The following is a 16,023-nucleotide window of genomic DNA, read 5'->3' as shown; positions in this document are numbered from 1 at the left end:
CAAAAGGCCCCGGCACTAGTGCCGGGGCCTTTAGTTTTGGCGTCGGGCCGGGCTCAGGGCTGCGGCAGGGTTTGAATGCCGCGCCTTGCCTTTTCCTCCGCCACTATGGCGCGCACGTCGCGCAGCAGCGCCGGGGCGTCGTAGAGGATGCCGTCCTTGATGGTGTAGCGCACGCCGCCGACGCGGGCCGGTTCACCGTCGGCGCCCAGGCGGATGTGGCCGGTGCCGTAGAGCACCTTGAGGTTGGCCAGCGGGTTTTCCGACAGCACCACAAGGTCGGCCAGCTTGCCCGGCTCGATCGAACCGATGCGGTCTTCGGCGCCCAGGGCCTCGGCGCCCGACAGCGTGGCGGCGCGCATCACTTCCAGTGGGTGGAAGCCGGCTTCGCGCAGCAGCTCGAGCTCTTCGATGGTGCCAAAGCCGTAGGTTTTGTAGATGTAGCCCGAATCGCTGCCGACCGTAACCCGGCCGCCGCGGTTCTTGTAGTCGTTCACGAAGGCCATCCAGCGCTGGTAGTTGTGCTTCCAGTCGGTTTCCTGCTCGCTGCCCCAGTCGAAGAAGAAGCTGCCGTGGTTGTGCCGGCTGGGCGTGAAGAAGTCCCAGAGCGCCGGGTGCGTGTAGTCGGCGTGCCACTCGGCGGTGCGCGCGCGCATCAGGTCGCGGGTGGCCTGGTAGATGGTGAAGGTGGGGTCGAGCGTGAAGCCCAGTTCAAGCAATTCGGTGATGACCGCCTCGTAGCGCTCGCTGCCTTTTTCCGAGGCCTGGGCCCACAGGCGCCCGGCTTCGCCGAAGCGGTGCTGTTCGTCCATGTAGTTGTAGTCGGCCGGGTACTGCTGCACGGTCTGGCCGTCGAACAGGGCTTCGGGCAGGCCGTACCAGTGTTCCATGGTGCCCAGGCCCCAGCGCGCGGTGGTCAGCACGTTGACGCGGGCGACGTCGAGCTGGGCGTGGTGGCAGGCGCTGCCCATGCCCTGCTTGCGCAGTTCGTCGAAGGCCGCCTCCAGGATGTCCGGGCGGTAGCCGAAACACTTCATGCCCAGCGCGCCCTTGGACTTCATCGTGCGCACCCACTGGCGCGCCTGCTCGGGCGTGGTGATCGGGCCGTCGTGGCCCATGCCGAAAAAGGCGTAGGGGAAGATTCGCGGCGCGGTGATGGTGTTGGCGGCGCTGCGCCTGGCCTCGGACGCGCACCATTCGATGCCGTTGCCGCAGCCGGGGTCGCGCACGCTGGTGATGCCGTGCGCCAGCCACAGCTTGTAGACGTATTCGGCGGTGACGCCCTGCTCGTCGCCGCCGATGTGGCCATGCATGTCGACGATGCCGGGCATGACGTAGTGGCCGCTGAGGTCGATCTCGCGGCCGCCCGGCTTCAGTGCCGGCCGGTTGTCGGCCTTGATCGGCGTGTTGGCGCTGCCGACGATCTGCACGCGGGTGATGCGGTCGCCTTCGATGACGATGTCCACGGGGCCATAGGCCGGTGCGCCGGTGCCGGTGATGACCGTCACGCCGCGCAGGATCAGCTGCGGCCAGGGGCCTTCGCCTTCATCGCGCTCGGGCGCGGCCGGGATGGCGGCCTGGGCGAGCGGTGCGAACAGCACGATGGCGAGCAGGACGGCGTGGCGCAGCAGATTGGACATGACGGACCCGGACTGGAAGGAAGGACGGAAGCGGCGGAGAATGCGCGGCATGCGCCTTCGCTGCTGGCCAAGCTTAGCTATTTTGTGGGCCCTCGTCGGCCCGGCCGGCGCGCAGGACATCACCGTCTACCGCTGCACCGACGCCAAGGGTCGGGTGATGCTGCAGGACGAACCCTGCCCCGCAGGCCAGGCGCAGCAGCAGCGCAGCATGGTGCAGCCCAGGGACCCGCCGCCGCGGCCCGCCGAACCGGCGCCCGCACCCAGCCCTGCCCCCGTTGAGGCAGTGGTCGAGGCAGCGCCCGTGGTTTTCTCGCCGCCGCCGCTGTACCAATGCACCGCCTACGACGGCGAAACCCGCTTCAGCGAGAACTACGACCCGAACCCGCGCTGCGTGCCGCTGGCGGTGCTGGGTTACGACGCCGGCGCCTTCGGGGCCACCTGCCGCTGGGTCGAGGACTCCTGCGTGCGCCTGGACGATGCCTCGGCCTGCGCGGTGTTCGAGCGCAAGCTCGACCAGGCCAAGTCGGATGCGCTGCACGCCTTCAGCGACACGGCGGCGTATCGCAAGTCGGAAGTGAAGCGCCTGACGCAAATCGTCCGCGAGAGCTGCCGCTGACCCCTGTGGGAGGGACTTCAGTCCCGAAGGCTTTGAAGGCGGAAGCTTCGGGACTGAAGTCCCTCCCACGGCAAGAGAAAAGAAACGCCTAGAAGGCGTAGCGCAGGAAGCCGCCGTCGACGGCGATGCATTCGCCGGTGATGTAGCTGGCGGCCGGCAGGCAGAGGAAAGCCACGGCCGCCGCGACTTCCTCGGGCTCGCCGACGCGGCCCATCGGGGTGCGGTCGAGCACTTCGTCCAGGTAGTCCGGGTCGGCCAGCTTCACCGAAGTGCGGCGGGTGCGGATGTACCAGGGCGCGACCGCATTGACGCGCACGCCGTCCTCGGCCCATTCGCAGGCCAGGTTGGTGGTCAGCTGGTGCAGCGCCGCCTTGGACATGCCGTAGGGCGAACCGGTGCGCACGTGCGCCAGGCCCGACACCGAGCCGACGTTCACGATCGCGGACGTGGCGTGCTGGCTGAGCAGCGGGAAAGCAAAGCGGCTGAGCTCGAAGGCCGAGAACAGGTTGGTCTCGAAGATCTGCCGCCATTCGTCGTCGGCGTAGTCCATGGTCGGCTTGCTGGCATTGGTGCCGGCGTTGTTGACCAGGATCTGCAGGCCGTTGCCCAGGTCCTCGACCCAGTCGAAGATTTCGCGACGCTGCTCGGTGTCGGAGACGTCGGCGGCGAAGGCGCGAACTTCCGAATCCGGGAACTGGTCCTCGAGCTCGTCCACGGCCAGGTCCAGGCCGTCCTGGTCGCGGGCCACCAGCATGACGTCGGCGCCCAGTTCCAGCAGCTCGGCGGCGATGGCCCGGCCGATGCCCGCACTCGCCCCGGTGACCAGCGCCACCTGCCCGTCCAAACGCCAGCGGTTCGTGCCCATGGCCATCTCCTCGTCGCCGGGGCTTAGGATAGCGGCCAGGGACCCCGAGGAGGAAACCATGCACATCCTGACCAAACTGAGCGTCACCCTGGCCGCCGGGCTGGCCCTGGCCGCGTGTTCCGACCCGGCGCCGACGCCGACGCCGGATCCGCCGGAGCCGCAGACCGCCGCAGCCGAAGAGCACACCGAACTGCGCGACGCCATGCAGGCGCCGCTGGAGAAGGCGCAGTCGGTGGAAGTGACGCTGCAGGAAAGCGCCGCTGCGCGCGACGACGCGCTGGAAGCCGCCGACGACTGAAAGCAGGACGCCCGGGGCTAGCCCGGGCGTCTGCAGTCAAGCCTGTTGCCTTGCCGGCGTCAGAGCGCGCACAGACAGTGCGCGACCGCCCGGTACGGCGTGTTCGACTGGCTTTCCAGCCAGCCCAGCTCGTTGCCGATGCGCAGCGCGGTTTCGCGGTCCAGGCCCAGCGCGGCCGGCGCCAGCAGGCGCATGGCGCCCTGGAAACGCGCCTGGCCACCGACGTCGACCAGGAACTTCTCGAACGGCGTCAGCGGCTTCTCGACATAGCGCACGCCGTACTTGCCCTCTTCGAGCTTGGCCAGCGCCGCGGCTTCCGCCAGCGCCGCTTCCAGGCCACCGAGTTCGTCCACCAGGCCACGTTCCTTGGCCTGGGCGCCCGACCACACGCGACCGCGGGCATGCACGTCAATCTGCGCCGGCGTGCTGTCGCGGGCCTCGGCGACCTTGCCGATGAAGTCGGCATAGCCCTTGTTGATGACCGACTGGATGATGACGCCGACGTTCGGGTCCATCGGACGGGTCGGGTCGAAGGCACCGGCGAGCGGCGTAGTGCCGACGCCGTCGGTGTTCACGCCCAGCTTGTCGAGCACGCGCGGCGCGGTCATCCACAGGCCGAAGATGCCGATCGAGCCGGTGATGGTCGATTCATCGGCGTAGATCTTGTCGGCGTTCATCGAGATCCAGTAGCCACCCGACGCGGCCACGTTGCCCATCGAAACGACCACCGGCTTGCCTTCGGCCTGGATCAGTTCGACCTCGCGGCGGATCTGTTCGGACGGGAACACGCCGCCGCCCGGGGAGTCCACGCGCAGCAGCACCGCCTTGACGTCTTCGTCCTCGCGGGCCTGGCGCAGCAGTTCCGACGTGGATTCGCCACCGACCGTGCCCGGCGCCTGCTGGCCGTCGGTGATCGGGCCCTGGGCCACCACCACCGCCACCTGCGGGCGACCGTCCAGGGACAGGTGCGCCAGGGACTGCTGGCGCAGGTAGCTGCGCATGTCGACCTGGCGGAAGGTTTTTTCCTCCTCGTCCAGGGCGCCGCGCGCGACCAGCATTTCGCGCATTTCCTCGCGGGTGCGCAGGCCGTCGACCAGCTTCTCGTCCACGGCCAGCTGGCCCAGGTCGCCACCCACCGCCTGCACGCGCTGCGGCAGCTCGGCGATCATGGTGTCGATGTCGGCCGGCTCCAGGCCGCGTGCGGCGGCAACGTCGGCGACGTAGCGGTCCCAGAGGTCGTTCATCCAGTACAGGTCGGCTTCCTTGGCCTCGGGCGACGCGGCGTCGAGCACGTAGGGTTCGGCGGCCGACTTGTATTCGCCCACCTTGAACAGGTGCACGTCCACGCCCAGCTTGTCCTGCAGGCCTTCGCGGTAATACATGCGGTAGCGGCCCAGGCCCTCGAGCAGCACGCCGCCCTGCGGGTCCATGTAGACCTCGTCGGCGTGCGCGGCCAGGTAATAGCCCATCTGGTCCATGCCGGTCCCGTAGGCCACGACCTGCTTGCCGGATTCGCGGAATTCGCGCAGCGCCGCGGTGACGTCGCGCATGGCGGCGAAACCGCTGGCGCTGAAGCCGTCGGTCAGCAGCACGATGCGGTCGATGCGCTTGTCGTCCTTGGCCAGTTCGATGGCGCGCAGGATGTCGCGCAGCTGCACTTCGGCACGCCCCTGGCCCATGGCCTGGTTGAGCACGCGGTCCACCGGATGGGCACCGTATTGTTCGACCAGGGTGCCGGAAAGATTGAGCACCAGGGCGCTCTTCTGTGCGACAGGCTTGATGCCCGGCCCCGAGAACAGCACGACGATGAAGAACACCAGCACCGCCACGAACAGCAGGTTGAACACCAGCCGACGGGTGAAGTTCAGGGTGTTCCAGATACCGCCGAGGAAGCGCCGGATCGGGCCCGGCTTCGAGTCAGACATGGGATGGCTCCAGAAAATCCAGCGGGCAGCATACCCAGCCCGACGTGAAGGCGCATAAGCCTCAGGTCACGGATACCGCCGGCAGGGGACGTCGCGCCAGGCGCCAGAATCGCCAGCCCAGCAGGCTGGCCGCGACGCTGAGCCCCAGGATCAGGCCGGTCCACAGGCCGGGCGCGCCCTGGCCCTGGGAAAGGCCCAGCCAGGCGCCGAGCGGCAGCCCGAAACCCCAGTACGCCAGCACCGTGATCACCATCGGAACCCGCACGTCCTTGAGCCCGCGCAGCGAGCCGGCCGACAGCGCCTGCAGGCCATCGGGGTACTGGAACACCGCGGCATAGGCCATCAGCAGGCTGGCCAGGGCGATCACTGCCGGATCGGTGGTGAACAGCGACGCCAGCCAGGCCGCACCGGCCACCAGCACGATGGCGGAGAGCGTCTGGGCGATCATCGCCAGGCTGAAACCCGCCGCGGCCGACCAGCGCACCCCCGACAGGTCGCCGGCGCCGACGGCGTGGCCGACGCGCACCGTGGTGGCCATCGCCACGCCCAGCGGCACCATGAAGCACAGGCTGGCCATGAGGATCGCGATCTGGTGCGCGGCCATCTGGGTGGTGCCCAGGGTGCCCACCAGCAGCGCGGTGGCGACGAACAGGCTGCCTTCCATGAAAACGGACACGCCCATCGGCAGGCCCAGTTTCAGCAGGGCCCGGATCGGCGGCCAGCTCGGTGCGTCGAAGCGCGAGAACAGGCCGAGGTCGGCGAAACGTGGCGCCCCCCACAGGTACACCGCCATCGCCGCCGCCTGGCACCACAGCACGATCGCCACCGCGTAACCCAGGCCCGCGGCGCCGAGGTCGGCGCCGAACATCAGACCCCAGCCCAGCGGCGCCAGCAGCGTCAGGCCCAACAGCCCGAAGACCATCGACGGCAGGGTCCAGGCCACGCCTTCGCTCAGGTTGCGCAGGCAGAAGAACAGCGCCAGCCCCGGCGCGCCCCAGCTGATCGCGCGCAGGAAGGCCACGGCTTCCGGCCGCGCCTCGGCGGTGATGCCCAGGGGCTCGAGCGCCACCGCGCCGCCGCGCACGACGAAAATCAGTGCCAGGCCCAGGCCCAGGGCCAGCCAAAGCGCCTGCCGGAACACCGGCCCGATGTCGGCCCGGCGACCGGCGCCGTTGAGCTGCGACACCGTCGGCGGCACCGCCATCAGCACGCCGATGCTGACCAGGATCACCACCGACCACACCGCGCTGCCCACGCCCACGGCCGCCAGCGTCACCGGGCCATGGCGGCCGGCCAGCACCGTGTCGACGATGTTCATCGCCATCGAGGACACCTGGCTCAGCACCAGGGGCAGGGCGAGCACGAAGCTCACCCGCATTTCCCGCAACAGGCGGGCAAGGCGGCTTTCGGAACGGCTCATGGGGTTCCGCGTGGGGTCCGTGTGGGGCGGCGGGCCGTTATATTAGCCGCAGCACCGCCGGAGTCCGCGATGAGCGCAGAAAACCAGAGCCCCCCGCCCGAATCCCCCGCCGTGCCCGAACGCCGCTGCGCCAACTGCGGCGTCGTGCTGCTGGGCGAGCACTGCTACGCCTGCGGGCAGCCGACCAAGGGCCTGGTGCGGCACTTCAGCTCGATCATCGGCGACTTCATGGACTCGGTGTTCGAACTCGATTCGCGCATCCTGCGCACGCTCGGGCCGCTGCTCTTCAAACCCGGCAGCCTGAGCCTGGAGTATTTCGAAGGCCGCCGGGTGCGCTACGTCAGCCCGGTCCGGCTGTTCGTGTTCCTGAGCCTGTTCGCGTTCTTCGCGGCGCAGCTGCGGTTCGACTTCGCGTTCAACGAACCACCGGTGGGGGTGACGGCGCAGCCGGGCGGAACCGCCGACAACTCAACGGACGACGAAGCGCAGCCGGCGGATGAATCACCCGACGAAGTGGCGCTCGACGCCGACGGCACCGTGGACGGGCGACAAGTGGCCGGCATGCGGGCGGCCACGACCGTCGCCGAGGTCGAGCGCCTGCGCGACGACGCCCTGGCCGAACTCGCGGCCGCCCGCGCCGAAGGCACGGGCATCCCGGGCGTGGACTTCGGCGTCAACATCGGCATGGACGTCGCCGCGGAGGCGGTGCGCAAGGAGGCCCAACGCCGCATCGCCGAGATCGACAAGGCGACGGCGGCGGGCGAGCCGGTCCAGGTGGCGGCACCCGTTGAGGTAAAGGACTCGCTCAGCTTCAACGGCGAGCCCTGGCACCCGGTCGACAATCCCCTGCAGATCGACTGGCTGGGCGCTACCGGCAACGCCTGGCTCAATGCCCAGGTCGGCCGCGCCGAGGGGAACATCGAGCGCATCAAGAAGGACCCGAACCTGCTGCAAAGCGCCTTCCTGTCCATGGTGCCGACGACGCTGTTCATCCTGCTGCCGCTGTTCGCGGTGCTGCTCAAGATCATGTACCTGTTCAAGAAGCGCCTGTACATGGAGCACCTGATCGTCGCCCTGCACAGCCACAGCTTCCTGTGCGGCAGCCTGCTGCTGGTGGTGATTCTGGACGCGCTGTCGGCCTGGACCTCGGGCTGGGCCTGGCTGTCGCGGCCGCTGGGCTGGCTCGAGGTCGCGATGCTGTGCTGGATGCCGGTCTACCTGCTGATCATGCAGAAGCGGGTCTACCGCCAGGGCTGGATCATGACCCTGTTCAAGTACTGGATACTGGGCAGCTGCTACCTGGTGCTGATCGGCATCGGGGCCACCTTCGCGCTGATGGCCAGCCTGGTCTACCTGTAGGCGGGACGGACGCCGCGCCGGTCGCGGTCAGCGGCCCAGGCGCGCGTGCACCAGGGCCTCGCGCTGGTCCGCCGGCGCGTCCAGCAGTTCACGTCGCAGGCGTTCGCGCTCGGTCGCGGGCAGCCGGCGCGCCAACAGGGCCAGGTCGGCGCGCGCCTGCGGCGACAGATCCCGCAGCATCGCCAGCAAGGGCGGCCGCTGGTCCTCGGGCATGTAGGCGAACAGCGGCTGCACCGGCGAAAACCACTCGCCCAGCGCCGGCCCCAGCCACCAGGCCTGGCGCGCTTCGGCCGGCAAGGCCTCGAATTCCTCGCGCGCGGCGGCTTGTGCTTCCGCGGGCCGGGCGGAGAAAACGGCCGCGCTTGCGCGCACCCAGGCTTGCTCCGCCGCCGAGAGATTGCCCCAGGCCGCCAGATGGCCCCGGCGCGCGGCACGGTCGGCGACAGGCAGGGCATCCCATTGCGCCAGGCGTTCGCGCAGGGCGGCGCGCGCCTCGCCGTCCAGCGCGAGCCAATGCCGGGCCTGGCCGATCAGCTGGCGACGGGTGTTGGGGTCGAGCTGCGGCCACGTACCCGCCAGCGGCGCCAGCAGGCTGCGTTCGCCAGCGGCCAGGGACGGAAAGGCCGGCTGGTCCTGCGCCGCGGCGAGGGGCGCCGCGTCCGCGGCCTGAGCCGCCTGCGCCTGCGGCTCCGGCGGTGACCCATCACGGGCCGCCAGCCAGCTCAGGAAGGCCAGGTCGACGGCCAGGGCCTCGCTGTCCGGATCGGCCAGCGCGGGATAGTCCGGATGGATGACCTGGCTGGCATCCCCCGGCATCGGCACGGTGGAATCGACCGGCGTTTCCGGGGGCAGGTCCTGCACGCCGCCCGGCAGCAGCGGCGGCGGCGGCTCCCACCAGGTCGCGGCAAACGCCAAGGCCAGCAGGACAAGGCCGGCCCAGGCCAGGCGCCGCGGCCAGGGCGAGGACGGCGCCGCGACGACGGCAGGGGGTTCGGCTTCGTCGCGGAGGATGCGGCCACGCAGTTCGGCGAGGGCCTCGACGTGATGGGCGGGCAGCGTCTTGACCTGACGATGCAGGCGTTCGCGCAGCTGGCCCAGCGCGGCATAACTGACGCCCGCCTCGCCGAGCTGCTGCAGGGCGCGCTGCAGGGCGAACCGGTAGGTGGGCTCAGAAACGCCCAGCACCTGCGCCGCATGGGCCAGGTCCAGGCCACCCACCAGGCGCAGCAGCAGCGCCGCCCGCGGCCCCGCGCCCAGGTGCGAGAGCTCGGGTTCGGGTGCCTCGCCCGCGGCCAGGCCACCCTGGGCCAGCAGCAGCGCCCAGAAGCCCGCGGGCCAGCCCGACAGGGGGGTCACGGTGGAAACCGACCGGAACGCCCGCATCGCGCGCCCGACCAGGGCCAGCGACTCGTCGTCGTTGCCCGATTGCACCTGCGCGAACACGAACGCACGCCGCTCGATGCCGCGCAGGAAGGCCGAGAGGGCCGGGGAAGGGGTCGGGGATGCAGGCATCGGGGGGTCGGAAATCACCCCCTATTCTAGCCAGCCGTCGCCGCAATACAGCGGTTGACTTGTGGGAAATTCGCGCTCAGCCAAGCCCGGCGCGGCTTCCGGCGTGGAACGTTGTGCACAGCGGCAGGTGGTGAGCGTGAATCCACGCCTTCACGCCCTGCAGACGCTGGGTTACGGATTCATGTCCGCCTTAAGCCATTGAATACAAACGAATATGTCAGCGTGGTTAAAAAATCACCAACCCGGCATGGGGGCCGTGGGCACGGGGATGCGCAGTCGTGCCCGGGTCGCCCTCCACAGACTTATCCACAATCTGTGTGGATAAGGCCGTTTCGTTTTTCTGAACAGTGGCTTACCCGTCCTTTGTGATGCATTCGGCAGCTTTGCGCCGCAAGTGTCCCGCGGCGGCCACAGGCGGTCCCTGGAAGGAGCCACAGGCTAGACTTCGCCGATGCCTGCGCCACCCCCTGCCATCCTTCGCGTCGCCCTGCCGGTGCCGCTGCCGCGCGAGTTCGACTACCTGCCCCCACCCGGCGCGACCGTGGCCCCTGAGTGGCTGGGATGCCGCGTGCGGGTGCCCTTCGGACGAGGTGGTGCAGACCTGGTGGGCCTTGTCGTTGGCGTTGGCGAAGCCGAAGGCGATCCCGCCGCGCTGAAGGCGGCCCACGAGCGCCTCGACGAGGTGCCGCTGCTGCACGGCGAGCTGTTCGACAGCCTGCGCTGGGTCGCCGGCTACTACCACGCCCCCCTGGGCGAGGTCATCGCCACCGCGCTCCCCGCCCTGCTGCGCGCCGGCCAGCCCCTGCCCGACACCCGTCGCCACGGCTGGGCGGCCACGCCGGCCGGGCAGGCGTCCGCGACGCAGCCGGGCCGCGAGGGTCGCCCGCGCCGGTTGCTGCTCTCGCTGTGCGAAGGCGCCCGCGACGAGGACGAGCTCGACGCCAGCGAACCGGGTTGGCGCGCGGCGGCCCGGGCGCTGGCCGCCCGCGGGCTGGCGCAGCGACAAGCAATGGACGCCGAAGCCAGTCCGCGCCCGGCCTCAGCGCCTGTACCGACACCCGGGCAGGCCGCCGCCATCGAAGCCCTGCGCACGGGTGACGGCTTCCGGCCCACCCTGCTCGAAGGCGTCACCGGCAGCGGCAAGACCGAGGTCTACCTGCAAGCCATCGCCGACTGCCTGGCGGCCGGACGGCAGGCCCTGGTGCTGGTGCCCGAGATCGGCCTCACCCCGCAGACGCTGGCGCGTTTCCGGGCGCGCCTGGGCGTGCCGGTGGCGGCGTTCCACTCCGGCCTGGCCGACGGCGAGCGCGCCCGCGCCTGGGCCGACATGGCCAGTGGCCGGGCACGGGTGCTGGTGGGCACGCGTTCGGCGGTGTTCTGCCCGCTGCCCGAGGCCGGCCTGCTGGTGGTGGACGAAGAACACGACGGTTCCTACAAGCAGCAGGACGGCGTGCGCTACCACGCCCGCGACCTGGCCCTGGTGCGGGGCAGCAAGCTGGGCGTGCCGGTGCTGCTGGGCAGCGCCACCCCCTCGCTCGAATCGCTTCACAACGCACTCTCCGGCCGCTACCGGCACCTGCGCCTTACCGAGCGGGCCGGCGGCGCACGGCCACCGGCGGTGCGCGTGCTCGACGTGCGCAAGCGGCCGCTGCACGACGGTCTCTCCGAAGCCTTGCTCGAGGCCGTGGATGCCTGCCTGGCGCGCGGCGAACAGGCGCTGGTGTTCAAGAACCGTCGTGGCTACGCGCCGGTGCTGATCTGCCACGACTGCGGCTGGAGCGCGCACTGCAGCCGCTGCGATGCCGCGATGACCGTGCACGCCGGCGGCCGCCGGCTCATCTGCCACCACTGCGGCGCGCGCGCGACGCCACCCAATGCCTGCCCGGACTGCGCCAGCCTGGCCTTGCAGCCGCAGGGCGCCGGCACCGAACGCCTGGAACAGGCCCTGGCCGCGCGTTTCCCCGAAGCCTGCCTGGTGCGGGTGGACCGCGAAACGACGCGGCGGCGCGACGCCCTGGAGAAACTCCTGGCCCGGCTCGGCGACGGCCCCGGCATCCTGGTCGGCACCCAGATCCTGGCCAAGGGCCATGACCTGCCGCGCCTCACCCTGGTGGCGGTGGTCGGCGTCGACGAGGGTCTTTTCAGCGCCGATTTCCGCGCCGGCGAAAAGCTGGCCCAGCTGCTGATCCAGGTCGCCGGCCGCGCCGGTCGCGCCCGCCTGCCCGGCGAAGTCGTGCTGCAGACCCACCACCCCGACCACCCGCTGCTGGGAACCTTGCTCAACGGCGGCTATCCCGCGGTCGCGGCCCTGCAGCTGGCCGAGCGCGAAGCGGCGGCGTTCCCGCCCTATGCGCACCTGGCGCTGCTGCGCGCGGAGGCCGGCACCGAAGCGGAGGTCCAGGGCTTCCTCAAGGAGGCCCATGCCGCGTTCGAAGCCCGGGAAGGCGTGCGCGCCAATGGCCCGATGCCGGCACCGATGGCGCGACGCGCCGGCAAGGCCCGCGGCCAGCTGCTGGTGGACGCGAGCCTGCGCGTGGCCCTGCACGCCGCGCTGCGCGAGTGGCTGCCGGCGCTGAGGGCGCTGCGCTCGGCGCGACGCGTGCGCTGGTCGCTCGACGTCGACCCGACCGACCTCTACTGATCAGCGGCCGGTGCCGCGGGCGCCGTCTTCCTGGCGCACCATCAGGTGCAGGCGCAGGCCAGGCGAAAGCTGGTGCAGGTACAGCGCCCCGTTGAGCGCCAGCACGCGGTCGCGCATGCCCGTGATGCCATTGCCCGGCAGCAGCCGGTTCAAGCGCCCCAGGCCGTCGTCGCGGATGTCCAGGAAGACCCACAGGGCGCGACGCCGGCGACTGATGCGCAACGTGAGCTGGCAGCGCCGTGCCTGCGCGTGGCGCACGATGTTGGTGACTGCTTCCTGGGCCATGCGATAGATCGCCGTGGCATGGGTGACATCGAGCTGCGACAGCAGCCGTGCGTCCCCTTCCAGGCGCACGTCCATCTGCAGGCCGGCGTCCTGGGCCAGGCGGCGAATGCTGCCGCGGTCGACCGCACCGAACAGGCCAAGCTGTTCCAGGCCCGCGGGGCGCAGGTCGGACAGCACCCGGCTGATGTTGCGCTGCATGGCGCGGGTGAGCTCGAGCAGCAGGTCGGCCATGCCGGGCCGTCCGGCGCTGTTGAGGTGGGGTGCCGCCAGTTTCAGGTGCGTTTGCAGCGCGGCCAGGTTCTGGCCGAATTCGTCGTGCAGTTCGCGGGCCAGGCGCTGGCGCTCGCTTTCTTCGAGCTGCAGGTTGCGCAGGGCGGCATCCTGGATCTCGTCGAGCAGGCGGTGTTCCTGCTGCCTGGCACGTGAAAGGTCGGCCGCCTGCCGCCGGAAATCGTCCACCGAGGCGCCGAATAGCAGGGTCAGGGCGCCGACGACCCCGACATAGGTCTGGGTGACGATGGGGCCCATGCGCGGATCGCCCAGGGCTTCTTCCAGGGCGACCGCGACCGAGATCAGGCACATCGCCGCCACCGCGCCACGCCAGCCCTGCCAAAGGGTGAACACGACGACGGCCGCGACCAGCAGCAACCGGAACAGTTCGGCGAACTCGGAGCCTGGGAAAACCGCGCCCAGCCAGACGTAGGCGCCGACGACCGGGCCCATCACGCCGGCCGAGCGCAGCATGACCGCCACCGACGGCGGCGAGTGCCGGGGTGATGGCGCCGTCGCCCAATAGGCCAGGGGCATCAGCATCAGGATGCCGATGAAGTCGCTCAACAGGTGCCGCAACCACAGGTTACCCAGCAGGGAAGCCAGGCTGCCGTTGCCGAAGGGGGCCGGGCCGGCGATCTCGAGCAAGGCCTCAAGGCCCGACGCTGGCGTCCGCAGGGCGAGCAGCACTTCGGCCAGCGCCATGCCGACCACGGCCAGCAGCGCGGCCAGGTGCACGTGGCCGATACGGCGCAGGCTGACCTGGACCCCCGGCCTGACGCCCCAGGATTGCAGCAGCAGCACGCCGCCCATCACCAGCAAGGGTTCGACTAGCGCCAGCACGACACCGTCGTGCGGATGCGTCAGCATCGCCGCGACCAGCGCCCACGGCCACCAGCGAAGCGGAAAACACCAAAGTGTGACGAACAACAGCCCGGTGCCGAGTTCCCAGTGGTAAAAATCCAGCGCCGCGACGGCCCGCAACACGATCGCCAGCAGCACGGCCCCGACGGAACCGGCCAGCAGGTAGCGCGGGCGCGTCGAGGCCCAGGCCTGCACCGTTTCCACCCCGTCCCGCTTCGCACCCCTGTTCGGCATCGGCCGCTAGCTTAGCGGCGCAACGCCAGCACAGTTGGGAATTTTTCTCGCCGTTGTCCGCGGCGCCTTTGCCAGACTGTAGGAATGCCGCGAATCCTGCTCATCGACGACCACGCCATGGTGCGCGAAGGATTCCGTCGCCTGCTCGAGGAAGCCGATGGCTTCGAGGTCGTGGCGGAAGCCGGCACGCCGACCGAGGCCCTGGCCGCCGTACGCGACCACGCGCCGGACCTGGCGCTGGTGGACCTGAGCCTGGGCTGCGAAGCCAGCGGCCTGGTGTTGCTGCTGCAGCTGCACGAGTCCTACCCCGATACCCGCTGCGTCGTGCTGTCCATGCACGACGATCCAGGCCTGGTGGTGCGGGCACTCGAGCGTGGCGCCAAGGGATACTTCAGCAAGGCCGTGGCGGCCGAGGAACTGATAGAAGGCCTGCGCCGGGTAATGAAGGGCGAACGCGCGCTGAGCACGGACCTGGCGCCGCCGCGCGCCGGCAGCCACGACGAGGCGTCGGCGCTGACCCTGCGCGAACGCGAAACCCTGCGCGGCCTGCTTTCCGGCCTGCCGCCCAAGGTCGTCGCGGCCGCCCTGGGCATCAGCGACAAGACGCTGTACCGGCATCGCGCCAACCTGATGGAAAAACTGGGCGCGCGCCACCCCGGCGAACTCGCCCGCATCGCCCGCGAACGCGGCCTGCTGGTCGACCCGGACTGAGGCCAGGCAGGCTCGACGGCGACCACCAACGCGGCCAACATGGGCCATGGACAGCGCCCCGACCCACGATCACGAAAAGAACCGGCTTCCGCATGTCGTGGTGCTGGGGGGAGGTTTTGGCGGCCTGTGGGCGACCCGCGCCCTGGCCACCGCGCCGGTCCGCATCAGCCTTGTCGATCGCACCAACCACCATTTGTTCCAGCCGCTGCTCTACCAGGTGGCCACCGCCGGGCTCTCCGCCCCGGATATCGCCGCGCCGCTGCGCCACATCCTCCGCAGGCAGCGCAACGCCACCGTGTACATGGACGAGGTGCGTTCGATCGACGTCGCGGCCCGCCGGGTGGCGCTGGCCGGGGGCGGGCTGGACTACGACTTCCTGTTGGTGGCCACCGGAGCCACCCACGCGTATTTCGGCCACGACGACTGGGCCGCGCATGCACCCGGGCTCAAGACCCTGGAGGACGCCCTGGGGATACGCTCGCGGGTGCTGTCCGCCTTCGAAGCCGCCGAGCGCGAAAACGACCCCTTGCAGCGCGAGGCCTGGCTGAACTTCGTGGTCATCGGCGGCGGGCCCACCGGCGTCGAGTTGGCCGGCACCCTGGCCGAGATCGCTCGCCACACCCTGCCCCGTGAGTTCCGGCACGCCGACGTGCGCGATGCGCGGATCCACCTGGTGGAGGCCGGTCCCCGCTTGCTCGCCTCGATGCCTGAAGACCTGTCCGAAAAAACGCGCCAGCAGTTGCAGCGCCTGGGTGTGCAGGTGCATACCGGCGACGCGGTCACGGCCATCGACGAGGAAGGCGTGGTGCTCGCGGGTAGCCGGCTGGCGAGCCGCACCGTGCTGTGGGCCGCGGGCGTCGCGGCGTCGCCCCTGGGTGGCCAGCTGGGCCTGGCCACCGATCGCGCCGGCCGGGTTCAGGTCGCGGCCGACCTGTCGCTACCGGGACACCCGGAAGTATTCGTCGTCGGCGACCTGGCGAGCGTCAGCCAGGACGGCAAACCCGTGCCCGGCGTGGCGCCGGCGGCCAAGCAGATGGGCGCGCACGCCGCCGGCGTCATCCGCGACCGATTGCGCGGGGCGCCGGGCAAGCCGTTCCGCTATCGCGACTACGGCAACCTCGCCACCATCGGTCGCATGGCGGCCGTGGTGCATTTTGGCCGCCTGAAACTGTCGGGCCTGCTGGCCTGGTGGTTCTGGTTGGTCGCGCACCTGTTCTTCCTGATCGGTTTCCGCAACCGGATCATCGTGCTGACCAACTGGGCGTGGTCGTACTGGACCTACCAGCGCCACGCCCGGATCATCGTCGGCAAGCCGCCTGCCGGTGGCGGCAACGCGAAAAAAAACGGCCCCGGAGGGGCCGTTTCGTGATCATCGTCGCAGCGCGG

12 protein-coding genes are annotated in these 16,023 nt (G+C 70.3%); 6 read left to right on the top strand and 6 right to left on the bottom strand.

Features of this window, described 5'->3' with window-relative positions:
- Positions 1–53: 53 nt before the first annotated feature.
- The gene (locus N788_RS02860; RefSeq protein ID WP_034220855.1) at positions 54–1,637 is read right to left on the bottom strand and encodes an amidohydrolase family protein; all 1,584 of its coding nucleotides are present in this window, start codon (positions 1,635–1,637) and stop codon (positions 54–56) included.
- Positions 1,638–1,719: 82 nt separating this feature from the next.
- Here N788_RS02860 and N788_RS02855 point away from each other — a divergent pair, with 82 nt between their 5' ends.
- Positions 1,720–2,253 carry a DUF4124 domain-containing protein gene (locus tag N788_RS02855; protein ID WP_034220759.1) on the top strand — a complete coding sequence of 178 codons (534 nt, stop codon included), beginning with the start codon at positions 1,720–1,722 and terminating at the stop codon, positions 2,251–2,253.
- Between the two features lie 88 nt (positions 2,254–2,341).
- Here N788_RS02855 and N788_RS02850 read toward each other — a convergent pair whose 3' ends face one another.
- Positions 2,342–3,118, bottom strand: a complete 777-nt coding sequence (locus tag N788_RS02850; RefSeq protein ID WP_034220854.1) for an SDR family oxidoreductase — start codon at positions 3,116–3,118, stop codon at positions 2,342–2,344.
- 58 nt (positions 3,119–3,176) lie between these two features.
- Between N788_RS02850 and N788_RS02845 the strand changes: the two genes are divergently transcribed.
- A complete protein-coding gene (locus tag N788_RS02845) occupies positions 3,177–3,416 on the top strand; it encodes a hypothetical protein (RefSeq protein WP_034220757.1) in 240 nt (79 codons plus the stop codon).
- 59 nt (positions 3,417–3,475) lie between these two features.
- Here N788_RS02845 and sppA read toward each other — a convergent pair whose 3' ends face one another.
- Together sppA and N788_RS02835 are read right to left on the bottom strand one after the other, a co-directional pair.
- Positions 3,476–5,341, bottom strand: a complete 1,866-nt coding sequence (gene sppA, locus N788_RS02840) for a signal peptide peptidase SppA (protein WP_034220755.1) — start codon at positions 5,339–5,341, stop codon at positions 3,476–3,478.
- Between the two features lie 61 nt (positions 5,342–5,402).
- On the bottom strand, positions 5,403–6,761 hold the full coding sequence (locus N788_RS02835) for an MATE family efflux transporter (protein WP_034220753.1): 1,359 nt from the start codon (positions 6,759–6,761) through the stop codon (positions 5,403–5,405).
- Between the two features lie 69 nt (positions 6,762–6,830).
- Here N788_RS02835 and N788_RS02830 point away from each other — a divergent pair, with 69 nt between their 5' ends.
- Positions 6,831–8,120, top strand: coding sequence for a DUF3667 domain-containing protein (locus N788_RS02830; protein ID WP_034220751.1), 1,290 nt, complete (start codon positions 6,831–6,833; stop codon positions 8,118–8,120).
- Positions 8,121–8,147: 27 nt separating this feature from the next.
- Here the strand turns inward: N788_RS02830 and N788_RS13720 are convergent, their stop codons facing one another.
- A complete protein-coding gene (locus N788_RS13720) occupies positions 8,148–9,632 on the bottom strand; it encodes a DUF3106 domain-containing protein (protein ID WP_051924290.1) in 1,485 nt (494 codons plus the stop codon).
- Positions 9,633–10,083: 451 nt separating this feature from the next.
- Between N788_RS13720 and N788_RS02820 the strand changes: the two genes are divergently transcribed.
- Positions 10,084–12,273 (top strand): primosomal protein N', encoded by a 2,190-nt coding sequence (locus tag N788_RS02820; RefSeq protein ID WP_034220750.1) that lies wholly within the window; start codon positions 10,084–10,086, stop codon positions 12,271–12,273.
- Here N788_RS02820 and N788_RS02815 read toward each other — a convergent pair whose 3' ends face one another.
- Positions 12,274–13,896, bottom strand: coding sequence for a histidine kinase (locus N788_RS02815; protein ID WP_160171903.1), 1,623 nt, complete (start codon positions 13,894–13,896; stop codon positions 12,274–12,276).
- A gap of 114 nt (positions 13,897–14,010) precedes the next feature.
- On the opposite strand from N788_RS02815, the gene N788_RS02810 reads away from it, so the two are divergent.
- Together N788_RS02810 and N788_RS02805 are read left to right on the top strand one after the other, a co-directional pair.
- Positions 14,011–14,637, top strand: coding sequence for a response regulator transcription factor (locus tag N788_RS02810; RefSeq protein ID WP_034220746.1), 627 nt, complete (start codon positions 14,011–14,013; stop codon positions 14,635–14,637).
- Between the two features lie 46 nt (positions 14,638–14,683).
- The gene (locus N788_RS02805) at positions 14,684–16,006 is read left to right on the top strand and encodes an NAD(P)/FAD-dependent oxidoreductase (protein WP_051924289.1); all 1,323 of its coding nucleotides are present in this window, start codon (positions 14,684–14,686) and stop codon (positions 16,004–16,006) included.
- Positions 16,007–16,023: the final 17 nt, after the last annotated feature.

The organism is Arenimonas donghaensis DSM 18148 = HO3-R19 (genome assembly GCF_000743535.1).
Classification (GTDB): Bacteria; Pseudomonadota; Gammaproteobacteria; order Xanthomonadales; family Xanthomonadaceae; genus Arenimonas; species Arenimonas donghaensis.
This window is presented reverse-complemented; position numbering and strand designations above follow the sequence as displayed.